The 25,058-nt window shown below is 61.9% G+C and carries 27 protein-coding genes and 1 tRNA gene; 20 read left to right on the forward strand and 8 right to left on the reverse strand.

The window, feature by feature from the left end; translation table 11 throughout:
* Nucleotides 1–135 precede the first annotated feature (135 nt).
* The 10 genes from VJS90_RS11515 (at nucleotide 136) to VJS90_RS11560 (ending at nucleotide 9,078) form a co-directional block, all read left to right on the forward strand.
* Nucleotides 136–642, forward strand: a complete 507-nt coding sequence (locus VJS90_RS11515) for a disulfide bond formation protein B (protein ID WP_324121780.1) — start codon at nucleotides 136–138, stop codon at nucleotides 640–642.
* A 558-nt stretch (nucleotides 643–1,200) separates the two neighbouring features.
* Nucleotides 1,201–2,148 (forward strand): ubiquinol oxidase subunit II, encoded by a 948-nt coding sequence (gene cyoA, locus VJS90_RS11520; protein ID WP_324121781.1) that lies wholly within the window; start codon nucleotides 1,201–1,203, stop codon nucleotides 2,146–2,148.
* A gap of 3 nt (nucleotides 2,149–2,151) precedes the next feature.
* Complete coding sequence (gene cyoB, locus VJS90_RS11525; protein WP_324121782.1) at nucleotides 2,152–4,170, forward strand: cytochrome o ubiquinol oxidase subunit I; 2,019 nt, start codon at nucleotides 2,152–2,154, stop codon at nucleotides 4,168–4,170.
* A 3-nt stretch (nucleotides 4,171–4,173) separates the two neighbouring features.
* Entirely contained in the window at nucleotides 4,174–4,797 is a 624-nt protein-coding gene (gene cyoC, locus VJS90_RS11530) for a cytochrome o ubiquinol oxidase subunit III (protein ID WP_324121783.1), read from the forward strand.
* Nucleotides 4,797–5,129, forward strand: coding sequence for a cytochrome o ubiquinol oxidase subunit IV (gene cyoD / locus VJS90_RS11535; protein ID WP_324121784.1), 333 nt, complete (start codon nucleotides 4,797–4,799; stop codon nucleotides 5,127–5,129). Before cyoC ends, cyoD begins: the two co-directional genes overlap by 1 nt.
* An 11-nt stretch (nucleotides 5,130–5,140) precedes the next feature.
* On the forward strand, nucleotides 5,141–6,028 hold the full coding sequence (gene cyoE / locus VJS90_RS11540; protein WP_324121785.1) for a heme o synthase: 888 nt from the start codon (nucleotides 5,141–5,143) through the stop codon (nucleotides 6,026–6,028).
* A 284-nt stretch (nucleotides 6,029–6,312) separates the two neighbouring features.
* Nucleotides 6,313–7,521: an alanine transaminase gene (gene alaC / locus VJS90_RS11545; protein WP_324121786.1), complete on the forward strand. Its 1,209-nt coding sequence runs from the start codon at nucleotides 6,313–6,315 to the stop codon at nucleotides 7,519–7,521.
* A gap of 154 nt (nucleotides 7,522–7,675) precedes the next feature.
* Complete coding sequence (locus VJS90_RS11550) at nucleotides 7,676–8,050, forward strand: YkgJ family cysteine cluster protein (protein WP_324121787.1); 375 nt, start codon at nucleotides 7,676–7,678, stop codon at nucleotides 8,048–8,050.
* A 51-nt stretch (nucleotides 8,051–8,101) separates the two neighbouring features.
* On the forward strand, nucleotides 8,102–8,659 hold the full coding sequence (locus VJS90_RS11555; protein ID WP_324121788.1) for a hypothetical protein: 558 nt from the start codon (nucleotides 8,102–8,104) through the stop codon (nucleotides 8,657–8,659).
* 35 nt (nucleotides 8,660–8,694) lie between these two features.
* Nucleotides 8,695–9,078, forward strand: coding sequence for a lysozyme inhibitor LprI family protein (locus VJS90_RS11560; protein WP_324121789.1), 384 nt, complete (start codon nucleotides 8,695–8,697; stop codon nucleotides 9,076–9,078).
* Here VJS90_RS11560 and mnmH read toward each other — a convergent pair.
* Nucleotides 9,062–10,189 carry a tRNA 2-selenouridine(34) synthase MnmH gene (gene mnmH, locus VJS90_RS11565; RefSeq protein WP_324121790.1) on the reverse strand — a complete coding sequence of 376 codons (1,128 nt, stop codon included), beginning with the start codon at nucleotides 10,187–10,189 and terminating at the stop codon, nucleotides 9,062–9,064. The two genes, VJS90_RS11560 and mnmH, sit on opposite strands and share 17 nt — an antisense overlap.
* On the reverse strand, nucleotides 10,189–11,223 hold the full coding sequence (gene selD, locus VJS90_RS11570) for a selenide, water dikinase SelD (protein WP_324121791.1): 1,035 nt from the start codon (nucleotides 11,221–11,223) through the stop codon (nucleotides 10,189–10,191). The genes mnmH and selD overlap by 1 nt, the downstream gene beginning before the upstream one ends.
* A 123-nt stretch (nucleotides 11,224–11,346) precedes the next feature.
* Here selD and VJS90_RS11575 point away from each other — a divergent pair, with 123 nt between their 5' ends.
* The 4 genes from VJS90_RS11575 to phnE are packed head-to-tail and all read left to right on the forward strand — an operon-like array spanning nucleotide 11,347 to nucleotide 14,577.
* Complete coding sequence (locus tag VJS90_RS11575; RefSeq protein ID WP_324121792.1) at nucleotides 11,347–12,201, forward strand: putative selenate ABC transporter substrate-binding protein; 855 nt, start codon at nucleotides 11,347–11,349, stop codon at nucleotides 12,199–12,201.
* Nucleotides 12,198–12,992, forward strand: a complete 795-nt coding sequence (locus VJS90_RS11580) for a phosphonate ABC transporter ATP-binding protein (protein WP_324121793.1) — start codon at nucleotides 12,198–12,200, stop codon at nucleotides 12,990–12,992. Before VJS90_RS11575 ends, VJS90_RS11580 begins: the two co-directional genes overlap by 4 nt.
* Nucleotides 12,986–13,813, forward strand: a complete 828-nt coding sequence (locus tag VJS90_RS11585; RefSeq protein ID WP_324121794.1) for a PhnE/PtxC family ABC transporter permease — start codon at nucleotides 12,986–12,988, stop codon at nucleotides 13,811–13,813. Before VJS90_RS11580 ends, VJS90_RS11585 begins: the two co-directional genes overlap by 7 nt.
* Nucleotides 13,810–14,577 (forward strand): phosphonate ABC transporter, permease protein PhnE, encoded by a 768-nt coding sequence (phnE, locus tag VJS90_RS11590; RefSeq protein ID WP_324121795.1) that lies wholly within the window; start codon nucleotides 13,810–13,812, stop codon nucleotides 14,575–14,577. Before VJS90_RS11585 ends, phnE begins: the two co-directional genes overlap by 4 nt.
* Before the next feature lie 6 nt (nucleotides 14,578–14,583).
* On the opposite strand, the gene VJS90_RS11595 is transcribed toward phnE, so the two are convergent.
* Complete coding sequence (locus VJS90_RS11595) at nucleotides 14,584–15,477, reverse strand: bestrophin family protein (protein WP_324121796.1); 894 nt, start codon at nucleotides 15,475–15,477, stop codon at nucleotides 14,584–14,586.
* A gap of 255 nt (nucleotides 15,478–15,732) precedes the next feature.
* On the opposite strand from VJS90_RS11595, the gene VJS90_RS11600 reads away from it, so the two are divergent.
* Complete coding sequence (locus tag VJS90_RS11600) at nucleotides 15,733–16,779, forward strand: diguanylate cyclase (protein ID WP_324121797.1); 1,047 nt, start codon at nucleotides 15,733–15,735, stop codon at nucleotides 16,777–16,779.
* 55 nt (nucleotides 16,780–16,834) lie between these two features.
* Here the strand turns inward: VJS90_RS11600 and VJS90_RS11605 are convergent, their stop codons facing one another.
* The gene (locus VJS90_RS11605) at nucleotides 16,835–17,119 is read right to left on the reverse strand and encodes a hypothetical protein (RefSeq protein WP_324121798.1); all 285 of its coding nucleotides are present in this window, start codon (nucleotides 17,117–17,119) and stop codon (nucleotides 16,835–16,837) included.
* Nucleotides 17,120–17,215: 96 nt separating this feature from the next.
* The gene (locus VJS90_RS11610) at nucleotides 17,216–18,562 is read right to left on the reverse strand and encodes a Fic family protein (RefSeq protein WP_324121799.1); all 1,347 of its coding nucleotides are present in this window, start codon (nucleotides 18,560–18,562) and stop codon (nucleotides 17,216–17,218) included.
* Nucleotides 18,563–19,063: 501 nt separating this feature from the next.
* On the opposite strand from VJS90_RS11610, the gene VJS90_RS11615 reads away from it, so the two are divergent.
* From VJS90_RS11615 to VJS90_RS11625, 3 genes are all read left to right on the forward strand, one after another.
* Complete coding sequence (locus VJS90_RS11615; RefSeq protein ID WP_324121800.1) at nucleotides 19,064–19,294, forward strand: hypothetical protein; 231 nt, start codon at nucleotides 19,064–19,066, stop codon at nucleotides 19,292–19,294.
* Nucleotides 19,295–19,377: 83 nt separating this feature from the next.
* Complete coding sequence (locus VJS90_RS11620) at nucleotides 19,378–19,707, forward strand: DUF3077 domain-containing protein (protein ID WP_324121801.1); 330 nt, start codon at nucleotides 19,378–19,380, stop codon at nucleotides 19,705–19,707.
* 189 nt (nucleotides 19,708–19,896) lie between these two features.
* On the forward strand, nucleotides 19,897–20,541 hold the full coding sequence (locus VJS90_RS11625; protein ID WP_324121802.1) for an RES family NAD+ phosphorylase: 645 nt from the start codon (nucleotides 19,897–19,899) through the stop codon (nucleotides 20,539–20,541).
* A 9-nt stretch (nucleotides 20,542–20,550) separates the two neighbouring features.
* Here the strand turns inward: VJS90_RS11625 and VJS90_RS11630 are convergent, their stop codons facing one another.
* Nucleotides 20,551–21,189 carry a hypothetical protein gene (locus VJS90_RS11630; RefSeq protein WP_324121803.1) on the reverse strand — a complete coding sequence of 213 codons (639 nt, stop codon included), beginning with the start codon at nucleotides 21,187–21,189 and terminating at the stop codon, nucleotides 20,551–20,553.
* Between the two features lie 381 nt (nucleotides 21,190–21,570).
* Here VJS90_RS11630 and VJS90_RS11635 point away from each other — a divergent pair, with 381 nt between their 5' ends.
* A complete protein-coding gene (locus VJS90_RS11635; protein WP_324121804.1) occupies nucleotides 21,571–23,028 on the forward strand; it encodes a DUF3300 domain-containing protein in 1,458 nt (485 codons plus the stop codon).
* Between the two features lie 32 nt (nucleotides 23,029–23,060).
* A complete protein-coding gene (locus VJS90_RS11640) occupies nucleotides 23,061–23,945 on the forward strand; it encodes a DUF2950 domain-containing protein (protein ID WP_324121805.1) in 885 nt (294 codons plus the stop codon).
* A gap of 52 nt (nucleotides 23,946–23,997) precedes the next feature.
* Here VJS90_RS11640 and VJS90_RS11645 read toward each other — a convergent pair whose 3' ends face one another.
* Complete coding sequence (locus VJS90_RS11645) at nucleotides 23,998–24,576, reverse strand: hypothetical protein (protein ID WP_324121806.1); 579 nt, start codon at nucleotides 24,574–24,576, stop codon at nucleotides 23,998–24,000.
* Between the two features lie 321 nt (nucleotides 24,577–24,897).
* A tRNA-Leu gene (locus VJS90_RS11650) sits at nucleotides 24,898–24,982 on the reverse strand.
* Nucleotides 24,983–25,058: the final 76 nt, after the last annotated feature.

Below are 25,058 nucleotides of genomic sequence, written 5' to 3' on the forward strand. Positions count from 1 at the left end.
CTGTGCGGCGACCCCGCATTTTTCTGCCCCGGGCGTTGAACCGGTGCGGGGCAGTCAGGTCTGAGACCTGCGGATAGTCCCGCCCAGGGGCAATGCCATCACCTGGCGCACCACTATCCATCGAAGGAAACGGCAATGATCGAACAAACATCCCGCCTGAATCGGGAAAGGCGCTTTCTCGTGCTGCTGGGCGTGATCTGTCTCGCCCTGATCGGCGGAGCGCTCTATATGCAGATCGTGCTCGGCGAGGCGCCGTGCCCGTTGTGCATCCTGCAGCGCTACGCCTTGCTGCTGATCGCCGTGTTCGCGTTCATTGGCGCGGCCATGCCCGGCCAGCGCAGCCTGACACTGTTCGAAGGCCTGGTCGTGCTCAGCGCGGTTGGCGGAATCGTTGCGGCCGGCAACCATGTGTATATACTCGCCAACCCCGCAGTCAGTTGTGGCATCGACACCCTGCAGCCGATTGTCGACGACCTGCCCCTGGCGCGGATCTGGCCGCTGGCCTTCCAGGTCGATGGCTTCTGCTCCACGCCCTATCCGCCGATCCTGGGTCTTTCCCTGGCGCAATGGGCACTGGCAGCGTTTGTCCTGACGGCCGTTCTGGTGCCTTTCGGCATCTACCGAAACCGCCGCAGGGCCTAGACCAAAGTCCTGATCGGGTGCAAGTCCATCGTCTGCCCAAGCGGCGGTCGAAAGTCGCTGCCAGGTACCCCCTCATCGAGCGCAACCCCTTGCGGTGAACGGGCTAAAAGCCAATCCGCGAGGGTGCGACAAACTGTCGCGAAGCTGATTTTTTGAGCAGCATTGTTACATATCTTGTAAAGGACTGTTGCTCAATAAGTCATAGTCAAGGGTTTGCGACCTATCTACAATCGCCCCCAATTTCCGTTCGGCACTGCTTGCGAGTCGCAGGATTAAAGAGGGCCAAGGCTCTTTTTTGCTGACTTCGACAAGTATCGCCCACGGCGATACCGGGCGGACACCCCTCCGCGATTTCTCGCACCAAACGGACTTGGTCTGAAATCAGGCCTCTGGCCTTCGAAATCTACAACAGTATCAAAGACCCGCTCGATGCCGTGCCCCCTGCAGTCGGATGCCCGGTAGGAGTGGATTCGCCCCAAATGCTAACGCTTGGCAGGACGAAGTGTTGGCGACCAAAACACCAATTGCATTGAAGCAAGCTGATCTAGAGGTCGTGAGATGAGTAAAAAGCGTTACCCCAGACTGTTTGGCATTCTGCCCTTTTTAGGCATGCTTTTACTCAGTGGGTGCAACTGGACCCTGCTCGACCCGAAGGGCCAGGTCGGCATTGAGCAAAAGAACCTTATCCTGATCGCTACCGGCCTGATGCTGCTGGTGGTTGTGCCGGTCATCATCATGACCCTGGCATTTGCCTGGAAGTACCGTGCTTCCAACAAGGCAGCCACCTACACCCCGGACTGGTCGCACTCCACCAAGATCGAAGCCGCTGTATGGGCTATCCCGGTGCTGATCATCATCGCCCTGGGCTATGTCACCTACAAGACCACCCACTCGCTGGACCCGTATCGTCCACTGGATTCCGATGTGAAGCCGGTGCTGATCGACGTCGTCGCGCTGGACTGGAAATGGCTGTTCATCTACCCGGAGCAGGGCATTGCCACGGTCAACAAGATCGTCTTCCCGGCCAATACGCCGGTCAACTTCCGCGTGACCTCCGACGCCGTGATGAACTCGTTCTTCATCCCGGGCCTGGGCGGCCAGATCTACGCGATGGCGGGCATGACCACCAAGCTGCACCTGATCGCCAACGAAAATGGCGAGTTTGACGGTATCTCCGCCAACTACAGCGGCGCCGGCTTCACCGGCATGAAGTTCAAGGCCACTGCCACTTCCCAGGCCGATTTCGAGGCATGGGTAAACGAAGTCAAGCAGTCGCCGAAGACGCTGAGCAAGGCTGAATACGAAGCTTTGGTCAAACCAAGCGAAAACAACCCAGTGACGCTGTACAGCGCGGCACCAGCCGACACGTTCCAGTCCATCGTCGACAAGTACGAAGGCATGAACCGTGGCAAGCCGGTCGTCCACGAAGAAGCAGGCAGCAAGGATCTGGCCACTACCGATGGTGTGGACTCGAGTAAGCAACCAGCTGCCGGGGCAGAGGAGTAAGAGATGTTCGGTAAACTAAGTCTGGAGGCGATACCCTTCCACGAGCCGATAGTTATGGTGACACTTGCCATAATCGCGCTCGGTGGTATCGCTGTTGTCGGTGGTATCACCTATTTCCGCAAGTGGAACTACTTGTGGAGCGAGTGGCTGACTTCGGTTGACCACAAGAAAATCGGCGTGATGTACATCATCGTCGCGATGGTCATGCTGCTGCGTGGTTTTGCCGACGCCATCATGATGCGTAGCCAGCAGGCGCTCGCCACCGGCGGCTCCGAAGGCTACCTGCCGCCTGAGCACTATGACCAGATCTTCACCGCCCACGGTGTGATCATGATCATCTTCATGGCGATGCCGTTCTTCACCGGCCTGATGAACCTGGCCCTGCCCCTGCAGATCGGTGCCCGTGACGTTGCCTTCCCGTTCCTGAACTCCCTGAGCTTCTGGCTGCTGGTTGCTGGCGTGATCCTGGTCAACCTGTCCCTGGGCGTCGGCGAGTTCGCCAAGACCGGCTGGGTTGCCTATCCGCCTCTTTCGGGCCTGCAATACAGTCCCGGGGTCGGTGTCGACTACTACATCTGGGCGCTACAGCTATCGGGTCTGGGTACGACGCTTACCGGCGTGAACTTCCTCGTCACCGTGATGAAGATGCGCGCGCCTGGCATGAAGCTGATGGACATGCCGATCTTCACCTGGACCTGCACCTGGGCCAACGTACTGATCGTCGCTTCGTTCCCGATCCTGACCGCCGCACTTGCCCTGCTGACCGTTGACCGTTATCTGGACTTCCACATCTTCACCAACGAGCTTGGTGGGAACCCGATGATGTACGTCAACCTGTTCTGGGCATGGGGTCACCCTGAGGTGTACATCCTGATCCTGCCGGCGTTCGGCGTGTTCTCGGAAGTCACTTCGACCTTCACCAGCAAGCGCCTGTTCGGCCACCACGCGATGATCTACGCATCGGGTGCGATCGCCATCCTGGGCTTCGCGGTGTGGCTGCACCACTTCTTCACCATGGGTTCTGGCGCCAGCGTCAACACCTTCTTCGGGTTGGCGACCATGCTGATCTCGATCCCGACGGGCGTGAAGCTGTTCAACTGGCTGTTCACCATCTACCAGGGCCGCCTGCGCTTCACCGCGCCAGTCCTCTGGACCCTGGGCTTCATGGTCACCTTCTCGATCGGTGGCATGACCGGCGTACTGCTGGCTGTTCCAGGTGCTGACTTCGTGCTGCACAACAGCCTGTTCGTGATCGCCCACTTCCACAACGTGATCATCGGTGGCGCGGTATTCGGCTACATCGCAGGCTTCGCGTTCTGGTTCCCGAAAGCGTTCGGCTTCACCCTGAACGAGCGTTGGGGCAAGGCTGCCTTCTGGTTCTGGATCTCCGGCTTCTACGTGGCCTTCATGCCGCTGTACGCGCTGGGCTTCATGGGCATGACCCGTCGCCTGAACCACACCGATAACCCGCTGTGGGAACCCTACCTGTACGTAGCCGTCTGCGGCGCCGTGCTGATTGCCTTCGGTATCGCCTGCCAGCTGATCCAGCTGTACGTGTCGGTACGTGATCGCAACGAGAACCGTGACGTGACCGGCGACCCATGGGGCGGCCGTACCCTGGAATGGTCGACTTCGTCGCCACCTCCGTTCTACAACTTCGCCGCCATGCCTGAGAAAGTTGGCCTGGACGCCTGGCACGAAGCCAAGGAAGCGGGCGTTGCGTACAAGGTTCCGGCCAAGTACGAAGCGATCCACATGCCGAACAACACCTCGACCGGTGTGTTCATGGGCCTGCTGCTGGCGGTCTTCGGTTTCGCCTTCATCTGGCACATCTGGTGGCTGGTGGGCGCGAGCCTGGTAGCAACCATCGCGGTCTTCGTTCGCCACGCTGCTCGTGACGACCAGGGCTACATGGTTCCGGCCGAGGAAGTGGCGCGCATCGAAGCTGAACACCAGAAGGCCCTGCGCCTGGCTGGCGTCGCTACCGGTGGCGCACGTGTCGAATCGTTTGAGCGGGTTTAATCAATGTCCAGTCAAGTAATCAACGCTGGTGCTCATGGTCACGACCATGGGCACGATGATCACCACCACGACTCGGGCCAGATGACCGTACTGGGCTTCTGGCTGTACCTGATGACCGACTGCATCCTGTTTGCGTCGCTCTTCGCCACCTACGCGGTGCTGTCCGGCAGTTTTGCCGGCGGCCCGTCGGGTCATGACATCTTCGAACTGCCCTTCGTGGCTGTCGAAACCGCGCTGCTGCTGCTGTCCAGCATCACCTTCGGTTTCGCCATGCTGCAGATGTTCAAAGGCAACAAGGCCGGTGTCCTCGGCTGGCTGGCGATCACCTTCCTGTTCGGTGCCGGCTTCATCGCGATGGAAGTCTACGAGTTCCATCACCTGATCGAGGCTGGCTTCGGCCCGCAGCGCAGTGGTTTCCTGTCGGGCTTCTTCGCCCTGGTCGGCACCCACGGTCTGCACGTGACCTGCGGCCTGATCTGGATGGCGATCCTGATGTACCAGATCAACAAGCACGGCATCACCGCGACCTCCAAGACGCGCATGAGCTGCCTGAGCCTGTTCTGGCACTTCCTGGACGTAGTCTGGATCTGCGTATTCACCGTCGTCTATCTGCTGGGGGTTCTGTAATGGCCAATGCACACGACACTCATCACGAAGCCAATCATGGCAGCGTGAAGTCGTACATGATCGGTTTCGTCCTGTCGGTGATCCTGACCGCGATCCCGTTCGGCCTGGTGATGTTCCCTAGCCTGCCGAAAGACCTGACCATCATGATCGTGGTCGCGCTGGCCGCGATCCAGGTAGTCGTCCACCTCGTGTACTTCCTGCACCTGGACCGTTCGAAAGAGCAACGCTCGAACGTATCGACCTTCCTGTTCACCGCGATGGTCATCGCACTGCTGGTCGGCCTGTCGCTGTGGATCATGTTCAGCATCCATACTTCGATGATGGCCAAGTGAGGTAAGACTGCATGTCCGTTGGGCACTTTATCCAAATCACCAAACCGGGGATCATTTTCGGTAACGTGCTTTCCGTGGCAGGCGGATTCTTCCTTGCTGCGCAGGGGCATGTCGACTTCGCCCTGTTCCTGGCGGTGGTTGTCGGTACTTCCCTGGTGGTTGCGTCCGGTTGCGTGTTCAACAACTGCATCGACCGTGACATCGACCAGAAGATGGAACGTACCAAGAACCGCGCCATGGTCATGGGCGACATGTCGCTCCCTGTCGCGCTGGGCTACGCCACCCTCCTGGGGGTGGCCGGCCTGGGTCTGCTGTACTTCAAGGCCAACCCGTTGGCGGCGTTGTGCGGCCTGATCGGCTTTGTCATCTACGTTGGTTTCTACAGCCTCTGGCTGAAGCGCAAATCGGTGCACGGCACCCTGGTCGGCAGCCTGTCCGGTGCCATGCCTCCGGTGATCGGCTACTGCGCCGTGAGCAACAGCTTCGACCTGGCCGCGGTGACCTTGCTGGTGATGTTCAGCCTGTGGCAGATGCCGCACAGCTATGCCATCGCCATCTTCCGCTTCAACGACTACAGCGCCGCCGAGATCCCGGTCCTGCCGGTGGCCCGCGGTATTCTCGCGGCGAAGAAGCAGATCCTGCTGTACATCCTGGCCTTCCTGCTGGCGACCCTGATGCTGACCCTGGGCGGCTATGCCGGCCTGGGTTACCTGGCGGTTGCCGCCGGTATGGGCCTGTACTGGCTGTACATGGCCTGGGGTGGCTACAAGGCTGAAGATGACAGCAAATGGGCACGCAAGGTATTCGGCTTCTCCATCCTCACCGTCACTGCCCTGAGCGTGATGATGTCGGTGGACAGCCAGACCGCCGGCGAAGTGCTGATGACATACGCTCGCTGATCGTTGCCTGATGTCCAAAAAACGCCCCGGCTTGCCGGGGCTTTTTTTTGCCTGTAAGGCTTGCAGTGACAGCAAGGGCCTCTTCGCTGGCAAGCCAGCTCCCACAGGTAGTGCGCTGTACTTGTGGGAGCTGGCTTGCCAGCGAAGAGGCCGGAGCAGGCAACACACATTCTTCAGAAACCCCCTTTACAACCCATCCACCTTCCCTCTATCTTCTTCCTCGGCCACCGCAGTGGCCAGCGTCGCTCGGACGGTTCCGGGCGCTTACGTCTTTCGAGGAACACATGGCCAACCCAGGTTCGCCGCGCCGCTTTGCGCGCATTGATCGTCTGCCTCCCTACGTTTTCAACATCACCGCCGAACTCAAGATGGCCGCGCGCCGTCGTGGCGAAGACATCATCGACCTCAGCATGGGCAACCCCGACGGCGCCACGCCGCCGCACATTGTCGAGAAGATGGTGCAGGTCGCCCAGCGTGAAGACACCCACGGTTATTCCACCTCGCGCGGTATACCGCGTCTGCGCCGCGCCATCTCGCGCTGGTACCAGGACCGCTATCAGGTCGACATCGACCCCGAGAGCGAGGCCATCGTCACCATCGGTTCCAAGGAAGGCCTGGCGCACCTGATGCTCGCCACGCTCGACCAGGGCGACACCGTGCTGGTGCCCAACCCCAGCTACCCGATCCACATCTACGGCGCGGTCATCGCCGGCGCCCAGGTGCGTTCGGTGCCGCTGGTGCCCGGCGTGGATTTCTTCAACGAGCTGGAACGGGCGATCCGCGAGTCGATCCCCAAGCCGAAGATGATGATCCTGGGCTTTCCGTCCAACCCTACCGCGCAATGCGTCGAACTCGACTTCTTCGAGCGCGTGGTGGCCCTGGCCAAGCAGTACGACGTGCTGGTGGTGCATGACCTGGCCTATGCCGACATCGTCTACGATGGCTGGAAAGCCCCGTCGATCATGCAGGTGCCGGGCGCCAAGGACATCGCGGTCGAATTCTTCACCCTGTCCAAGAGCTACAACATGGCCGGCTGGCGGATCGGCTTCATGGTCGGCAACCCCGAGCTGGTCAACGCCCTGGCACGCATCAAGAGCTACCACGACTACGGCACCTTCACGCCGCTGCAGGTCGCGGCCATCGCGGCGCTCGAAGGCGACCAGCAGTGCGTGCGCGACATCGCCGAGCAGTACCGCCAGCGGCGCAACCTGCTGGTCAAGGGCCTGCACGAGATGGGCTGGATGGTCGAGAATCCCAAAGCCTCGATGTACGTCTGGGCAAAGATTCCCGAGGCCTATGCGCACCTCGGTTCTCTGGAGTTCGCCAAGAAGATGCTGGCCGAAGCCAAGGTGTGCGTGTCGCCCGGCATCGGTTTTGGTGACTATGGCGACGATCACGTGCGCTTCGCCCTGATCGAGAACCAGGACCGCATCCGCCAGGCGATCCGCGGCATCCGGCAGATGTTCCGGGCCGACGGCCTGACCCAGAAGTAACCGCGGCAGCGGGGCAGTTCCGGACCACCGGTCTGCCCCCGATCTTTTTCTTCACGACCCTCTTCTCAGCGCCTCGCGCATGCATTACAACTAGCGGCCTGGGCATGGCCCTCCAATAACGATAATTCCCTTTCCTCTCTCTCCCCACCCAATCATGTCCGAACATAATCCTTGTTTGAACTGCGGCGCCTGCTGCGGGTATTTCCGTGTGTCCTTCTTCTGGGGCGAATGCACCTCTGCCGGAGGCGTGGTTCCAGATGATCTTGTGGTGCAGATCAATCCGACGCGCGTGGCGATGATCGGCACCGACCGCAAGCCGTGCCGGTGCGTGGGATTGTCCGGGGAGATCGGCAGCCAGGTGGCCTGCACGTTGTACAGCCAGCGCTCCAGCCCTTGCCGCGAGTTCGAAGCGTCCTGGGTCGACGGCGTGCACAACCCCAGCTGCGATGCCGCCCGCGCGGCCTATGGCATGCCGCCGCTGGAGGCCAACGAGCCGGTCTGGCCGGAGGAGGGCGTGCAGGTGGCGTGACGGGAGAAGGCTGCGGTATGGTCGGGGTTTGCCGATTGCCCGGAGCCTTGAGTGCCTGCCCGTTACCTGACCATCAGCCTGCTGTTGTACCTGCTGAGCCTGTGCTTTGACGGCGCCAGAATGACCGGCGGCGGGCACATGCCTGCGTTGCAGATGCTGCTCTATGGCGCCTGGGGTGTGCCGTTCGGGCTGTTCCAGTGGTTCGCCAACCCGCTGCTGGCGCTGGCGATGGTGTGCAGGCGGCGTTTCCGGCGGCTGGGCTTGGTGCTAGGGCTGATGGCCCTGTATCTGGCGGGAACCAGCCTTGGCATCGATCGTTTGCCGGACAACCGCAGCTATGCGTTTCTGGACGTTACCAGCCTGGGTGCCGGGTTTTATCTCTGGCTGCTTTCCATGCTGGTGTTTTGCATGGGGCAGGGGTGGTGGTGGTGGCGGGCGCGTGCGGCCGCCGACATGCCGCGCTGGCGCTGGCACGACGGATTGCTGATCGTGATTCTGGGCGGTGCCCTTTACGCCGCCACCCAGATGCCCTCGCTACGCTTCGAGCCGGGCAAGGCGTTGATGCCACCTGACTATCAGTTGCAGCCTCGTAGCCCGGATGTGATCTGAGGCTCAGCCCTTCAACGACCCGAAAGGAATCTCCAATGCTCAAGCGTTACCTGCTCGCCGCCACCGCCGCGCTCACCCTCGACGCCCATGCCCAGGACTACTCACCGTCCTACACCCGCTGCATGGAAAACGCCTCGAGCACCGTGGCCATGAGCACCTGCATCCAGTCCGAAACCCAAGCGCAGGACGCGCGCCTGAACACAGTCTACAAGCAGCTGATGGCCACGCTCGACAGCGCCCCGCAGAAGCGCTTGCGCGAGGCGCAACGCAGCTGGATCAAGTATCGGGAAAGCAATTGTGGGTTCTACAGCCGCATGACGGGCGGCAGCATCGACCGCATCCAGGGACCGATGTGCGAGCTCGACATGCGCCGCGAGCGGGCTGTCGAGCTCGAGCGGGTGCTCAACCCCGAGCGCTGACCGGCCGCCGCTGGCGGCTCGCGCGGGCACGCAGGTACTCGCGCACCTCCACCCGGTCACCGGCAAATTCGATGCGCTCCTTGTTGGCCTCGCGCTGATACGCGTACATCGGGTCGTAATACTCGTTGAGCAACCCTTCGATCCAGGCGCGGTGCAAATCGACCTCGCCTGTGCGCAGCTGGACGTCCAGCGCCTGCTGCAGCAACTCGGCCAGGCGCTGGTGACGCTCGCCGCCCAGGCGCTTGCGGATATTCAGCAGGCTTTGGCGCAGGCGGTCGGCGAACAGCAGCGGGCCGGCCTCCAGCCCGTGCACGGCAATGAACTCGCTGCTCAGGTTGATCACATAGTCGCGCAGGATACGCTCGACCCGGTTGCCGAAGCTGTCCTCCAGCCACACCATCGGGTAGTGCTTCATGCCTTGGTACAACTCCAGCGGCACCGCGCAGCTGCCCACGATACGGCCTTCGTCCTCGAGCACGAACTGCTCGATGCCGCGCGCGCGCTTCTTGAGGATGTCGACCGCCAGGCGGTTCTCGAAGTTGATCTGCGCCGGCTGGCCGGTGGCGCGCTTGCCGAAGCTGGAGCCCCGATGGTTGGCATGGCCTTCGAGGTCCAGCACGTTGTCGAGCTCTTGCAGCACGTCGGTCTTGCCGGTGCCGGTGAGGCCACCGATCAGCACGAAATCGCAGGCCTGCACCGCCTCCAGCGTGGTGCCGATCAGGAAGTTGCGCATCGCCTTGTAGCCACCGATCACCCGCGGGTATTCGATCCCGGCATACTCCTTGAGCCACTGCTGGACGATCTGCGAACGCAGGCCGCCCCTGAAGCAGTACAGATAGCCCTGCGGATGTTCCTTGGCGAAAGCCGTCCAGGCGTGCAGCCGCACCTCCTTGCTCCTGCCGTGCACCAGCTGGTGGCCCAGGGTGATCGCGGCGGCCTGGCCGTGCTGCTTGAAGCAGGTGCCGACCTTCTCGCGCTCCTGGTCGTTCATCAGCGGCAGATTGATCGCCCCGGGGAAGGCCCCCTTGGCGAATTCGACGGGCGCGCGCATGTCCATCAGCGGCACGTCATCGAGAAACAGCTGGCGGTAGTCGGTGCAGTCGTCGCGCATCACAGCACCTCGACCGCGTGGCTCTGTCGCTCGACCAGGGTGCCGATCGGCGCAAGCGACAGGCCCAGCTCGGCGGCCACGGCCAGAAACTCGGCTTCACCCTGTTCGCTTACGGCCACCAACAGGCCACCACTGGTCTGCGGGTCGCACAGCAGGTGCTTCTGGTCGTCGGTCAGGGCGCCGAGCTTGTGGCCATAGCTGTCATGGTTGCGCAGCGTGCCGCCGGGCACGCAGCCCTCGGCCAGGTAATATTCGATGCCTGGCAGGCGCGGCACCGCGTCGTACTGCAGGAGCGCGGTCAGGCCGCTGCCCTCGGCCAGTTCGACCAGATGGCCCAGCAGGCCAAAACCGGTCACGTCGGTCATCGCCAGCACGCCGTCGAGCTTGCCGAAGCGGCTGCCGGGCGTGTTCAGCGTGCACATCCAGTCCCGCGCAAGGCCCTGGTCCTGCTCGCGCAGCTTGGATTTCTTCTCGGCGGTGGTGAGGATGCCGATGCCCAGCGGTTTGGTCAGGTACAGCCGGCAGCCGGCAACGGCGGTGTCGTTGCGCTTGAGATGACGCTTGCTGACCACCCCGGTCACGGCCAGGCCGAAGATCGGCTCGGGCGCATCGATCGAGTGACCACCGGCCAGCGGAATGCCCGCCTCGGCACATACCGCGCGGCCGCCACGAATCACCTCGCGGGCGATCTCCGGAGGCAGCACGTTCACCGGCCAGCCCAGAATGGCAATCGCCATCAGCGGGTCGCCGCCCATGGCGTAGATATCGCTGATCGCGTTGGTGGCAGCGATGCGGCCGAAGTCGTACGGGTCATCGACGATGGGCATGAAGAAGTCGGTGGTCGAAACCACGCCGCGCTCGTCGTCGAGCGCATAGACAGCCGCATCGTCGCGCGACGCATTGCCGACCCACAGCTTTGGGTCCAGGGCCTGTGTACCGCTCTCGGCGAGGATCACATCCAGCACCTTGGGCGAGATCTTGCAGCCGCAACCGGCGCCATGGCTGTACTGGGTCAGACGGATCGGTTCGCTCATACGCACCTCGGATAGTCGTGATGCGCGATTGTAGCAAAGCTGGCCTTTACGCCGACGGCTCTTATAATTCGATCCTGTCGGCACAGGCCGGCCTTGTCCCTGCCATTGAATCGGAGAATCCACATGTTCAAACGTCCCCTGGCGCTCGCCGCCGGCTTCGTGCTGTCTTGCTCCGCCGTCATCGCCCAGGCCGCCGACACGCTGCGCGTCAGCGCCATTCCCGACGAAGCGCCGACCGAGCTGCTGCGCAAGTTCAAGCCGCTGGGCGCCTACCTTGAGCAGCAACTGGGGATGAAGGTGCAGTTCGTGCCCGTGGCGGATTACCCGGCGGTGGTCGAATCGCTGGCCAGCAACCGCCTGGACCTCGCCTGGCTGGGTGGCTTCACCTTCGTCCAGGTGCACCTCAAGGACCCGACCGCCACGCCCCTGGTGCAGCGCGAGCAGGATGCGCAGTTCACCAGCAAGTTCATCACCGCCAACCCGGACGTGAAGAGCCTGGCCGACCTCAAGGGCAAGACCTTCGCCTTCGGCTCGATTTCGTCCACCTCGGGCAGCCTGATGCCGCGCTACTTCATGCTCAAGAACGACAACATCAAGCCCGAGGACTACTTCAAGCGCATCTCCTATTCCGGCGCGCACGATGCCACCGCTGCCTGGGTGCAAGCCGGCAAGGTCGACGCCGGGGTGCTCAACGCCAGCGTCTGGGACAAGCTGGTCGCCTCTGGCAAGGTCGATACCCAGAAGGTCAAGGTGTTCGCCACCACACCGACCTACTACGACTACAACTGGACCGCGCGCGGCAGCCTCGACCCGGCGCTGAAAGAGAAGATCCGCAAGGCGTTCCTCGACCTCGATCCCGCCAAGCCCGAGCAAAAGGCGATCCTTGATCTGCAGGCCGCCAGCCGCTTCATCGAGACCCGCCCTGAAAACTACCAGGGCACCGAAGAAGCCGCCCGCGCCGCCGGACTGCTCAAGTGAGCATCCGCCTGCTCGGCGCTGGCTTGCGGCACGGCCAGGTCCAGGCCCTCAAGGGCGTGGACCTGCGCATCGAGGCCGGCGAGCAGGTGGCGATCATCGGCCCGTCCGGCGCCGGCAAGTCGAGCCTGCTGCACCTGATGGCCACCGCCAGCCGCCTGAGCGAGGGCAGCCTCGAGCTGCTCGGCGAACAACCGTGGCGACTCTCTGCCCGCGCCCGCCAGCGCCTGCGCGCGCGGGTAGGGCTGGTGCACCAGGCGCCGCCGCTGCCCTTGCGCCAGCGGGTCGTGACCGCGGTACTGGCTGGCCGCCTGGGGCAGTGGGGTACCTTGCGCGGGCTGCTCAACCTGCTGTATCCGCTGGATGTGCCAGGTGCACGGCAAGTGCTGACGGACCTGGGCCTGGCCGACAAGCTGTTCGCCCAGTGCGGCCAGCTATCCGGCGGACAGCTGCAGCGCGTCGGCATCGCCCGCGCGCTGTACCAGCGGCCGCAGGTGCTGCTCGCCGATGAGCCGGTGTCGGCGATGGACCCGGTGCTGGCAGGCCACAGCCTGGCGCTGCTCAACCGCCACGCGCGTGAGCAGGGCGTGACCCTGGTGGCCAGCCTGCACGCCGTGGAACTGGCGCTTGCGCACTTCCCGCGGGTGATCGGTATCCGCGACGGGCAAGTGGCCTTCGACTGCCCGGCCCAGGCCGTGAGCGCCGGCTTGCTCGATGCTCTGTACGCCAATGAGCAACTGGTCCCGCCACCCGTGCCCGAAGCCACGTTGCACGTGCAGATTCCTCGATGCTGAGCCGCGACACCCGTGACCCCGCCGCGCTGCCGCGCCTGCTGCTGACCCTTCTGGCCCTGGCCCTGCTGTGGCCCGGCGTGCGGCTCAGCGAACTCGATCCTGGGGTGCTGCTGCAGGCGGACAACCGCGAGCAGATGGGCAACTTCGTCAGTGGTTTCTGGCCACCCGCCCACGATCCCGATTTTCTCGCGCTGTTGCTGGAAAGCACTCTGCAAACCCTGGCCGTGGCCACCGCGGGCATGGCCCTGGCCTTTCTGATCGCGGTGCCCACCAGCCTGCTGGCCAGCCGCGCGCTGTCGCTGGGCGCTGCGTCACGTGGCGGACAGGCCGGATTCTGGTCCCGCACGGCGCGCCTGCCAGTGCGCGGCCTGTTGATCTTTCTGCGCAGTGTCCCGGAGATTGTCTGGGCGCTGCTGTTTGTCCGTGCGGTCGGCCTCGGCCCAACCGCAGGCGTGCTGGCCATCGCCATCACCTACAGCGGCATGCTCGGCAAGGTCTACGCCGAAATCTTCGAATCGGTCGACCAGCGCCCGGCCCATGCCCTGCTGCAGGCCGGCGGCAGCCGTCTGAGCGGGTTTCTCTATGGCATCCTGCCCAGCGCCGGGGCGGAGCTGGTGTCCTACACCGTTTACCGCTGGGAGTGCGCCGTGCGTGCCTCGGTGGTGATGGGCTTTGTCGGCGCGGGCGGCCTGGGGCAGCAGATCGACCTGTCGATGCGCATGTTCGCGGGCGCCGAGGTCGCCAGCATGCTGCTGGCGTTCCTGGTGCTGGTGTTCCTGGCAGACCAGCTCAGCCGGGTGCTCCGCGGGAGGCTGGCATGAACCGCTTGATCAACCTGCTGCTGGTGTTTGTCATCCTGGGTGCCGTCGCCGCCTCGTTTGCCTACCTGAGCCTGGACCTCGAGGCGTTGGTCGACAATGGCGGACTCGGGCAGATGGGTGGCTACGCCACGCGGTTCCTGAGCCCGGACCTGAGTGCGGGGCATCTGCGCGCGGTCTGGCGCGGCGCGCTGGAGACCCTGGCGATGTCCGGCCTGGGTACCTTGCTGGCGATCGCTCTCGGTCTGCTGCTAGCCTTGCCCGCCGCCGGGCGTTTCGGCTGGCCCCTGCAAGGTGCCGCGCGGCTGGTGCTCAATGCCCTGCGGGCGATTCCCGAACTGGTGTGGGCGGCCTTGACCGTGCTTGCCGCGGGCCTGGGGCCCAACGCCGGTACCCTGGCGCTGGCGCTGCACACGGCGGGCGTGCTGGGCCGGCTGTTCGCCGAAGCCCTCGAAAATGCCCCGGCCGAGCCTGCGGCAGCCCTGCGCCTGCAGGGCGCCAGCCAGGTCAGCGCCTTCTGCTTTGGCACCTTGCCCAACCTCTGGCCGCAGTTGCTTGCCTACAGCCTTTACCGTTGGGAGAACAACATCCGCATGGCCAGCGTGCTGGGTTTCGTTGGTGCCGGAGGGTTGGGGCAGATGCTCTACACCACCCTCAGCCTGTTCCAGGAAGCCCAGGCCAGCACGGTCATTATCGCGATGCTGGTATTGGTGCTGCTGGTGGATGCCCTGAGCGACCTCCTGCGCCAGCGCTACGTTCGCGCGTAGGCTTTCTCAGCCCACCACCAACCGCTCGCACTGCGCATCCCGCTGCATCGACTCCAGGTTGCGCTCGATCGTCTCGCAGATCGTGTCCATCTGGATCTGATGCTCGCTAAAGCGGAACGGGCTCTGCAAGTCCGTACCGATGCGCTCGATCGCCAGCAGCATGAACCCGACCACCGTCGAGGCCAGCGGCGTGAACCACCCCAGCGTCTCCACCAGGCCCACCGGCACGATCAGGCAGAACAGGCTGATGAACAACCGTGGAAAATACACGTAGGGGTAGGGCAGGGGCGTATTGGCGATCCGCTCCATGCCGCCTTGGGCGTTGGACAGGTCGACCATGGTCGATTCCAGCCGCGCCAGGCGAATGGTGTCCAGTCGACCCGCCTTGTATTCCCGGCTCAGCATGGCCGCGGAGCCGGTGAGGATGTCGTTGGCGAAGTTGTTGGAGTTGTTGCGCCGCTCGAATTCGTTCGGCGGGATGAACGCCATCAGCTCATCGGGGCACGGACGGCCTTTCAGGTGCGCCGCCAGGCAGTTCACATAGGCGATATGCCGGCGCAGCAGGGTCGCCTTCACCGGATTGACCCCCTCCTGATCATCGTCGATCAGCGACAGCACCTGGCGCCCATAGCTGCGCGAGCTGTTCACCAGCATCCCCCACAACGTGCGTGCCTCCCACCAGCGGTTGTACGCGCTGCTGTTACGGAAGCTCACCAGCACCACCAGCGCCGAGCCCAGCAGGGTCAGCGGCATCAAGGGCAGGGTGAACTCGGTATTGAAGAACAGCATGAACTCAACGGTGACCAGCACATCCCAGATCAGCAGCCAGAACAGCGACCAGCCGATATAGCCGAAGGTCTTGACCACCAGGCGGTACTTGCGGGCGATGGCGTCTTTCATGGGTCAACCTCCAGGCGAATAGCATGAGGTTTCGGACGCCGGGCCGGGCAAGAGGTTCGCTGCGCTTCATCGGGGGGTGTTGCAGGAGGTGTCTGGGGCGAGGGGGTTCGGAGTCGTACTGCTGCAATCGACCAGCGGAATTGAAGTTCCAATTTCAGTGATGGCACAATGATGTCTTCACCGAACCACAAGGCAGCATTCGCCTTGCCACTGTCCGGTGCGTTCAGGACAGCATTGGATTCGGTGACTTTCGAAATGAGCGAACGAACAACCAAAGGCCTAACTTTCGCCAAGCGCATGTACGTGCCGCGCGCGGTCGGCACGGGGCTGGGCTTTTTCTGCGTGATGGTCGGCATCTGGCCGCTGCAGCCAGGCTGGGGGATCTGGGCGTTGCTGTTCATGCATGGGTTTGTCTGGCCGCACCTGGCGTATCAGCTTGCCCGGCGGTCTGGGTACCCACTGCGCGCCGAGCAGCGCAACATGATCATCGACGGCTTCGCGGGCGGTTGCTGGGCCGGCGTGATGGGCCTGAACCCGCTGCCCAGCGTTATCATCCTGTCGATGATCGCCATGGACAAGATCGCCGCTGGCGGCTGGCCCATGCTGTTCAAAACCCTGTTCGCGCAAGCCGTGGGCATCGGCCTGTGCCTGTGGCTGTATGCGCCGCCGCTGTTTCCCGAGACCTCCCAGGCGCAGATGCTGGCCTGCCTGCCGATTCTGCTGATCTATCCCATGGCCATCGGCCTGATCTGCCACCAGGTCACGGTCCTGCTCACCCAGCACAAGCGCACGCTGGCGCGGCTGAGCAAGACCGACAGCCTCACCGGGCTCACGAACCACGGCGCCTGGAAAGACCTGCTGGTGCGCGAGTTCGAGCATTGTCGCCGCACCCATCAGCCGAACAACCTCGCCCTCATCGACGTCGATCATTTCAAGCAGATCAACGACCGGTACGGCCACCTCGTCGGTGACAACGTCCTGCGCACGCTTGGCACCACGCTGGCCTCGCACCTGCGCAAGACCGACCTGGTCGCGCGTTATGGCGGTGATGAGTTCTGCGTGATGCTGCCCGGCACCACCCCGCACGAAGCGCATGAAATTCTCGAGCGCCTGCGCCAGACCGTCGAGACGTATCGCGACCCGACGCTGCCGGACATGTCGTTGAGCCTGAGCATCGGTATCGCGCCCTATGGCAATCATTTCGCCGACGCTGACCGCTGGTTGCACGCCGCGGACATGGCGCTCTATGCCGCCAAGCATGCGGGACGCAATACCATCAACATGGTGCCGGCGCAGGGCTGAGCGCCGGTGGGTGGCGGGGGAGGGGTACGCGAAAGGCGTGATCCTGCGTCGCACCTCACTCCACGAACCGCACCTTCAACCGCGCCCGTTGTTCCCATGACCGCTCACACCAGGCCATGGTATGGGTGGCCTTGTTCCAGCGGACCTTTGACAGGCCCCTGGCATCAGCGCTGGCGATGACCTGGGACAGGCATTGCAGGCCCAGCACCGCCCCCGCACAGCCCCCCGTCAGCAACATCGCTTCTTTCCAGGCTGTCAGCGAATCCATGGCATCACGCTGAACCACCGCCACCTCTTTGTGCCCGTTTCTGACGTAATGAATCTCGTACTTGCCCGGCATTGCCCAACCGCATGAACGCTTCCTTGATGCGAAATACTATCATTTGCCATGGGATTCTGCAGGATCGTCTGAGCGCTGATTTAGAGCAAGCGCCCCTCAACCAGGCCGGCCTGCCGCGATCCATTTCTCGACCTGTTTCAGGCTCAAGCGATAGCGTGCGCAGTTATGCAAGTTCAGGATCTCCACCTCCCGGTCCAGTAACGGACTGAACGCCGACTGCTGCGAGTCGGAAAGCTCGAGCTCCAGGACTGCCTGAGCTTTGCTTTTCCCGTCCCGGACGATGCTTCCCATGGCCTCGTTCAACAGCTCCCGGAATTGCAGGCGAATCGGATCGGGAACGCCCATGGACTCCAGGGTCACTGCATACTTTTTGATGGACCGCCTGTAGACCCACTCGAACAGGTCCACGGCCATCGCCATGTTGCGTTGCTCATACACACCCATCATCGCCATCGCGTAGTCCTGCGGCGAGACATCCAGAAACGACAGCGGAGCGCAGTTGTAGAGCATGAGAGGAATGTTGGCGCAGAGGCGACTGGTCCGCTTGTTACCGTCTTCGAATGGCTGCAGATAGGCCAGATTGATCCACAGGAAAAACGCCGCTTCGGTCGGGCTCTTGGTCTGCCGAGCCTTTTCAATGACCAGCTCGAGCATTTCCTCCAGCAGCAGGGGCACCTGGCTCGGGATATAGACCGTATCGCTGATGTTCACGACCGTCTGCCGGATACTGCCCAGCGCGCTGCTGTCCGCCAGCAGATCGACCATCAGCAGAGTGTGCAGGTTGCTCACCAGGGCCGTGGTCAAGCCGTACTCCGGCACCGCGTCGACCAGAAATTCGATGGCTGATTTGTGATTCAGCAGCATCACCGCATCAACATCCCCCCCGGTCTGGCCGCTTTTGAACAACTCTTCAGTGGCTAGCAGCGAATACCGGTTGCCTTCCAGGCGAGAGGAAGACCACGACAGGTCAATGAGGAGTGGCTCCAGGACCTTGCGGGCATAGGTGCCCGCTGCTTGCTGGCCGCGCATTCGGCCCTCCGCTTCGAGCGTTGCGGCGAGTGCGGGCGGAAGCCAGGCGGTATGGTTTGGGATGTAGTCATCAACCAGTGCCCGGTGGTAAGACACCGGCTCCCTCATCGCCAATGGACGGGAGAGGGAGACGCGCAGGAGCTTGCTTTCGGCGGACCATGGCAGCTGTGGTTGTTCCGCAGACGGCAACGTGACTGCAAAGGGTCGGGTATCTCCTGGGGTTGCGAGTCGATAGCGCATGCTGCGGCCATCACGTTCGCGCGCGATGTCGCCGGCGCGGATGAGAGTATCCAGGTGCCGCTTGAGGGTGGACCAGCTCACGCTGACACGCGCGGCGAGCTCTTTCGAGGTGAGGCCCTCTGGCTTTTTGTCCGAGGCGGAAAGCGCTTTGAGGATTTCGTGGTGGAGAGGCATGGGGCACCGGGCTGGCTGGACTGAGCTCAATATAGCTCAATGCAGCTCAAAGTAGCTCAATGCAGCTCAACACAGCTCAACGCAGCTCAATCCATGAGCTGCATTGAGCTGTATTGAGCTGCGTTGAAGGGGCAGAAACATTTGGAAAACTTCCTTGACGATATTTCCTACAGAAATTGGCGGTTTTTGGTGCTAAAAATCTGGAAATGTTGAGAATTTGCCTGCTACTTGTAGGATATTTCCGAATCGTGCTTTAGCAGCCTTTAAGTCGTTGCGGTGGACTCATTAGCAAACTAGTCTCGCCGAGTCGCCGGAAATCTGGCGGCCGGTTTTGACAGACCGTCTAATGATGACCACATGTGCACTTCCTTTATGGCGGCTGTACGTGGGGCACTTCATGTGCGCCGAGTGCCATCATTCTCGGTCTGTCAACCCGCGTACAGTTGCCACCTCATTGTTTGACAGCAGGCTGTGGCAGCCCAACCAATGATGGGAGTCACCATGCTCAAAATCGTCCCCGATCCACCGCTTCAAGCCATCAACCATTCCCTCGAAGACATCCTTGTCCAGGCAACCGAATACCTGGTCTGCGCCATGACCGTGGCCCAGCAGACGGTATTGCTGCAGCCCCAGCCCGCTGCCCAGGTAATGACCATGACCACAATGCACGAGATCGAAAGTGCCCGGGGCATGGTCGAGCTGGCGTTGAGCAAGATACAGATGCAGCACTGACCCGCCTGTCCACCCTGATCGACCGTGGGCCGCAGGTACTGCGCGACCCGGTCCACACACAGTCATCGCGCAAGGAGCCACGCATGAGATACGACACGAAAGCCACGCCCAAAATCGTTCCCAAGACCTGGGGTATCGGCAGTTTCGGAGAAGGAGTGGAAGAGAAAGCGTCCCATCGGCTGTTCCGCGTAGAACCAGGGCATGACGGGGATTACGTCATAGAACAGGCGCTGCTGATGATGCATTGCGCCTATAAGCTCACCGGTGAAGCATCGATCGAGCCGAGCGAAAGCAAGGTATCCGCGGCGCATTGGATCACTGGAATGGCGAAAGCACTGCTCGAGGATATCGCCCATGGGTTGCTGATGTCTCCGAGCACCAGCAGCGGTGAGGTGCCGGCGTCGAGGACGTAACGGCTAGCGCTAATTCCTGGGTACGACAAATGGAGCCAGTCCGTCCGGGCTGGTTTCCAGCTTCCAAATCACTTGTAGACACTTCCTGGTACGACTGCGTAGCTGGCGTACGCTCCGATTTTGCTATCGTCGCGCGGGCCCTGTTGCCACGACAACCACATCTCGAAGCGCGCGCTTACAAGAAGAATAATGATCGAAATTTTCAAGAAAAACCTTCGCCAGGCGGTAGCACAATATGGACTGCCCACCAAGCCCTTCATGACACAGACACCCGTCTATCGGGTTCAAGAAAGCCGCTACCCAGATCCAGTTTTTTACAACGCCGATTCCGACTCACGTTATGGCGATCCACTCAAGGCGATCGGCGTCATCTACGTTGCATGCAGCGATGTGACTGCCGTCGCGGAAACGCTGCAGCATGGAAACGACGGAGTGAATAGCCCGGTTCTTGCGGCGCAGATCGAGGAAAGATCGCTGCATACGCTTGTCACGGCTCGGACCCTGAGGCTGGTTGACGCCGCGGAGCTGGCGCGTAATTCCGGAGAACGTCTGAAAGCGATTGTAGAATCGCGAGGGCAGGGAACGGAGGGCTACGCATACACCCGCGCGCTAAGCAGTTTGGTCATGCGGCATGAGCTTCAGGTGGACGGTATTTTATACCCATCACAGGTCTATCCGGTAACGGGCAGCCTGGCGGGCTGCAATCTTGTGCTATTCGCGGGGCGGCCTGATCAGTTGATCGCCATTAGCAAACAGCCGCTCATTGATTTGGAGCTGTCCACCGGAGAAACGGTGGGAGAGCTGTTGAGCCGCATACGAGTTCCTATTGCATGAGGATCGTGGTCACCTGCCCATCGAGAGCCGATGCTTGAAGTCACGAACGATGATTTCAAACGCAGCATTGTCATCGAGCAGCGTATATCTGGGATGGAGATTCTCAGGCTCGCCAGGGTTTGAAAAATCCATAGCCTGAGCGAGAAAGCCCAATAGCGCATTAACCTGTGTGGCATCTTTTGGATCGACATCCAATGCGTCCATGAGCTTGGCTATCGACGGAGCAACCAGATTCTTCCGGAACTGGAACGCGGGATAATGCTTGCGTGAACCGTCGGTGTAGGCAAGGACCTGCCCGTTCTGCAGTTTTTTATTCAGCGCCTGTCGTGTGATATCGAGGATTTCGCACACTGTCCTGGAGTCAAGAAGCTCGTAGGCTTTCTGGATATTCTCGAGCAGCAGGGCACGGCCTTTCATGAAAGCTATCTGGTTTCGAACCTGAGGGCTTGGCTTTCTGCGGTCGCTCTTGGCTAGCGCACTGCGAAGCGCCTCGAAATAGCTATCTGCTACCTCGTTTTGCACCATTTTCAAAAGCAGAGGCTGTGAGAGTTCATCCAGAAAGTGTCCAAACGCCTCCATCAGCGAGGCCTTTGTAGCCTCCGGCGACCGAAGGGCGTGGGACGAGGATTCTGCGATGGCGGTCTTCATGCTCAACCTCACTAGGTGGTCATGGGGGCAGTAATGCTAGGCTACTGCCGAGATGGATCTGCGTCAACCTGTCAACCATCCGATTAGGCTGGGTTGGACCACATAGGCCCTGCGACGCGTGAGGTAGGGTCGCGGTGATGAAGGCCTGACTTCGCATTCAGGGGCGTAACGCCGGGACTAGCGGTATGACGGCTGTCTTTTCAATGCAAACGTCGACCCCGCTCCCCCTCGCACCCCTACGGACCATCAGGAAAACCGCTCCTCTGATCCCTGCTTGAAAACCCTTTGCTACCATTACCAGAAGCACCGATTTGTCCTGCTTTCACATCCTGGCCTTTGTCCAGTCATCCAAGACTGCACAGCCAGATGGGGGTTAAGGCAATGCGTGTTTCATTCGCTTGCGCCGCGTCGGTTGTTCTGTTTCTAGGCGGATTTACTGGCCTGGCACAGTCAGCAGACACGCCATCAAACGCCACTGACACCGCGCCTGTCGCGGCAGCGGCCAAAGAGGCTGTGTTCAGTCAGGCACAGCTGGACCAGATGCTGGCGCCCATTGCGCTCTTCCCGGACCCATTGCTGGCGCAGATCCTCATGGCCACCACCTACCCCGGAGAGGTCGCCGAGGCGGTGACCTGGTCCAAAGCTCACCCGGACGCCAAGGGTGATGATGCGGTTCGGCAAGTGGCAAGCCAGCCCTGGGACCCTAGCGTGCAGGCGCTGGTCGCATTCCCACAGGTATTGGCGACGTTGGGGCAGGATTACGTTTGGGTGCAGCGCCTGGGTGACGCCTTTCTCGCGCAACCCGACGATGTCATGGGCAGCGTGCAACGCTTGCGTCGTCAGGCCCAGGACACCGGCAACCTCCAGAGCAACCAGTACCAGAACGTGACGGTTCAGGCGGCAGCGCCAATCGCACCAGCCTCCGCGGCTCCGGCCAGCAGCGCCTCCACCATCGTTATCCAGCCCGCCGATCCGCAGGTGGTGTACGTCCCCAGCTATAACCCGACAACCGTCTACGGCACCTGGGCCTATCCTGCCTCACCGCCTGTGTACTATCCGCCGCCGCCCGCCTATTACCCTGGATCGGCGTTGGTGGCTGGACTGGCATTCGGAACCGGCGTGGCGATTGTCGCCTCGCTGTGGGGGGACTGCGACTGGGGCGATAACGACATCGACATCGACGTCGACCGCTACAACACCATCAATCGCAACACGCAAATCACCAACAACCAGGGCAAGTGGCAGCACAACGCTGTTCACCGCGATGGTGTTCCCTATCGAGACAACCGCAGCCGTGAGCAGTATGGCCGGCAGCTCAACGGTGCCAATCAGCGCGAGGCCTATCGGGGAGACAATGCCCAGCGCGCTCAGGCGCGTGAAAAAGCCCGCACCTCCATGGACCAGCATGGCATCGAAAGACCCGCCGCCAGCAATCGCCAGGCCCGTGATCAGGCGCGCAAAGCGCAATCCGCCACCGCGGTGGGCAATCGGCCGCAAGCAGGTGCGGACAGGCCGAGGCCATCTGACAGCCGCCAGGGCGCCGGCAGAGACCTTCGGGAAAACCCGCAGCCCAGGCGGCAGACTGCTCAGACCAATCAACGTACCCAAGACTTTTCGCAGGCGCGCCAAGGCACGCAAAAACGAGCGTCCGCCAGTGCTGGCAGCGCTCGCAACAACGCCTTTGCCGGAGCGCGCGCCCCGTCCCAGACCAGCGCCCAAGCGATGCGTGGGCGTGCCAGCCAGGCATCCGCCCAGCGTCCCAGTGCCGCTCGATCAGCGGGCCATCAGATCAGTCGGCCGGCCCAAGGCCCAGCCCGTCAAAGAGGAGGCCGGCGTTGAACAGTCATTCTCGCGCAAGGATTATCACGAGCATGCTGCGCGGTGCCGTGGCGATGACCGCTGGGCTGGCGTGGTCGTGCAGCGTTACCGCGCAGCAGGCCTTTGCGACGCCTGAAAAGGCGGCTCAAGCGTTTGTCGAGGCACTGGGCACGGAACGCGCCGACGAGGCCCGCCTCACAACACTTCTGGGCGATGGGTGGCGCAGTTTCATTCCGCGAGGTGGCGTGCAACGCAGCGACGTGGATGCTTTTCTGAAGCTCTACCGCGAGCAGCACACCATTGAAAAACCCAGCGACCGCGAAGCGATCCTGGCCGTCGGCAGTGACCACTGGACACTGCCAATCCCGATGATAAAAGCCAAGAGCGGTTGGCAATTCGATATCAAGGCCGGTAGCGCCGAAATCCGCGCGCGTCGAATTGGCAGCAATGAACTCGCCGCGCTGCAATCGGTGCTGACCTACCACGACGCCCAGATGGACTACGCCTCAGTGGACCGTAACGGTGACGGCGCCCTCGAATATGCGCGCAAGATATTCAGCGCGCCCGGCAAGCACGACGGGCTCTATTGGGAGGAGGGCGATAGCAGCCCGCTCAGCCCGCTGGGGCCCTTGTTCGGCAAGCTTGTTGCGGGCGAGGACTGGCATGGATACCACTTCCGCATCCTCGAAGGCCAAGGCCCCTCCGCGCCGGGCGGTGCCTACAGTTACCTGATCGGTGACAAGATGATCCGCGGTTTCGCACTGGTCGCCTGGCCGGAACAGTACGATGACACCGGGGTGATGAGTTTCATGATCAGTCATGAAGGACACGTCTTCGAGAAAGACCTCGGGCCTGGCACGCAAACATTGGCGCAGTCGATGAAGCGCTTTGATCCGGATGACAGCTGGACCGAGGTGACCTTGGATCAGGAGCAGTAACAGCCATGCCTTGGGTCATATCAAAACAGTCCCCGCTACCCAGCCCGCAGTGCTAGCGAGAGGTCTTGACCTTCAGGACTTCGGTGTAGATGGCGTTGACCGACTGACCCACCTGGAGCTTCTTCATGCGCTCCTGCATCTGGGGATCCTCGACCTTCAGGACAATCACTTTTCCTTCGGGCGGAAGCAACGTCACCTCATGCTTCTTCAGGTCGATATGAGTGATCTTCGACGTGACCTTGACCCGGCGTACCGCTTCTCCGCCCGGATGAGGATTGTCCTTGGTGGCGCGAATGGCCATTGATTCGTCGCTGATCCCCGGCGCGCCTCCTACCTGGGTGTCGAGCACATAGGCGATCGAGCGGGTTACGTGGATATCGACTTTGTCACCGACCTTCAGGTTGTGCAGCGCTTTGGCTTCATCCGTGAGCTGGATAGAGAGCGGGCGTTGGTTCGCGTCTTCCAGCGTGACCTGATGGTTTTCCGGGTCAACGGCCAGCACTCGAGTGACCATGCGGCCTTCCATCGCATGACTGCCCAACGGCACATCGGCGGCATGTGTAGTGAAGCCAGCGGTGGACATGATCGAGGCGAGGGCTACGGCAAAGGGGAGGGAACGGGCAGGTTTCATGGGCTTGCTCTCCACGGGATGGCTAACAAGGCAGCACGACGGATCTGGGGGGCAGATCGCTGGCACGTAGGGGAAAGCATAGACAGTCGTGGCTGGAACGCGAGCCACCGCTTCAGGGCTACGGCTTAGGTGAGCATTTTTTTCTTGCTCGATCTCATCCAGGATGGACGTGGTCGATGGTCATTGCTCTGCCCTTCATCGCGAGCAAGCCAACTTCCAGAGCGAAGCGACCGATTGCAAACCCCAGAAACGCAAAAGCCCGCTTTCGCGGGCTTTTGAGGTGTTGCCTGGCCGTCGATCTCGACAACCAGTTACTGCAGATGGTGCCCCGAGGGAGACTCGAACTCCCACTCCTTTCGAAAACGGATTTTGAATCCGCCGCGTCTACCAATTCCGCCATCAGGGCTTATGGCGGCGGAGTATAAAGAGCCGCTTGAATGCGGTCAATCGGGTTTCATGGTGAATTTTTGCTCGTTGGGCTA

The sequence above is a fragment of the Pseudomonas sp. genome (genome assembly GCF_035277045.1).
GTDB lineage: Bacteria > Pseudomonadota > Gammaproteobacteria > Pseudomonadales > Pseudomonadaceae > Aquipseudomonas.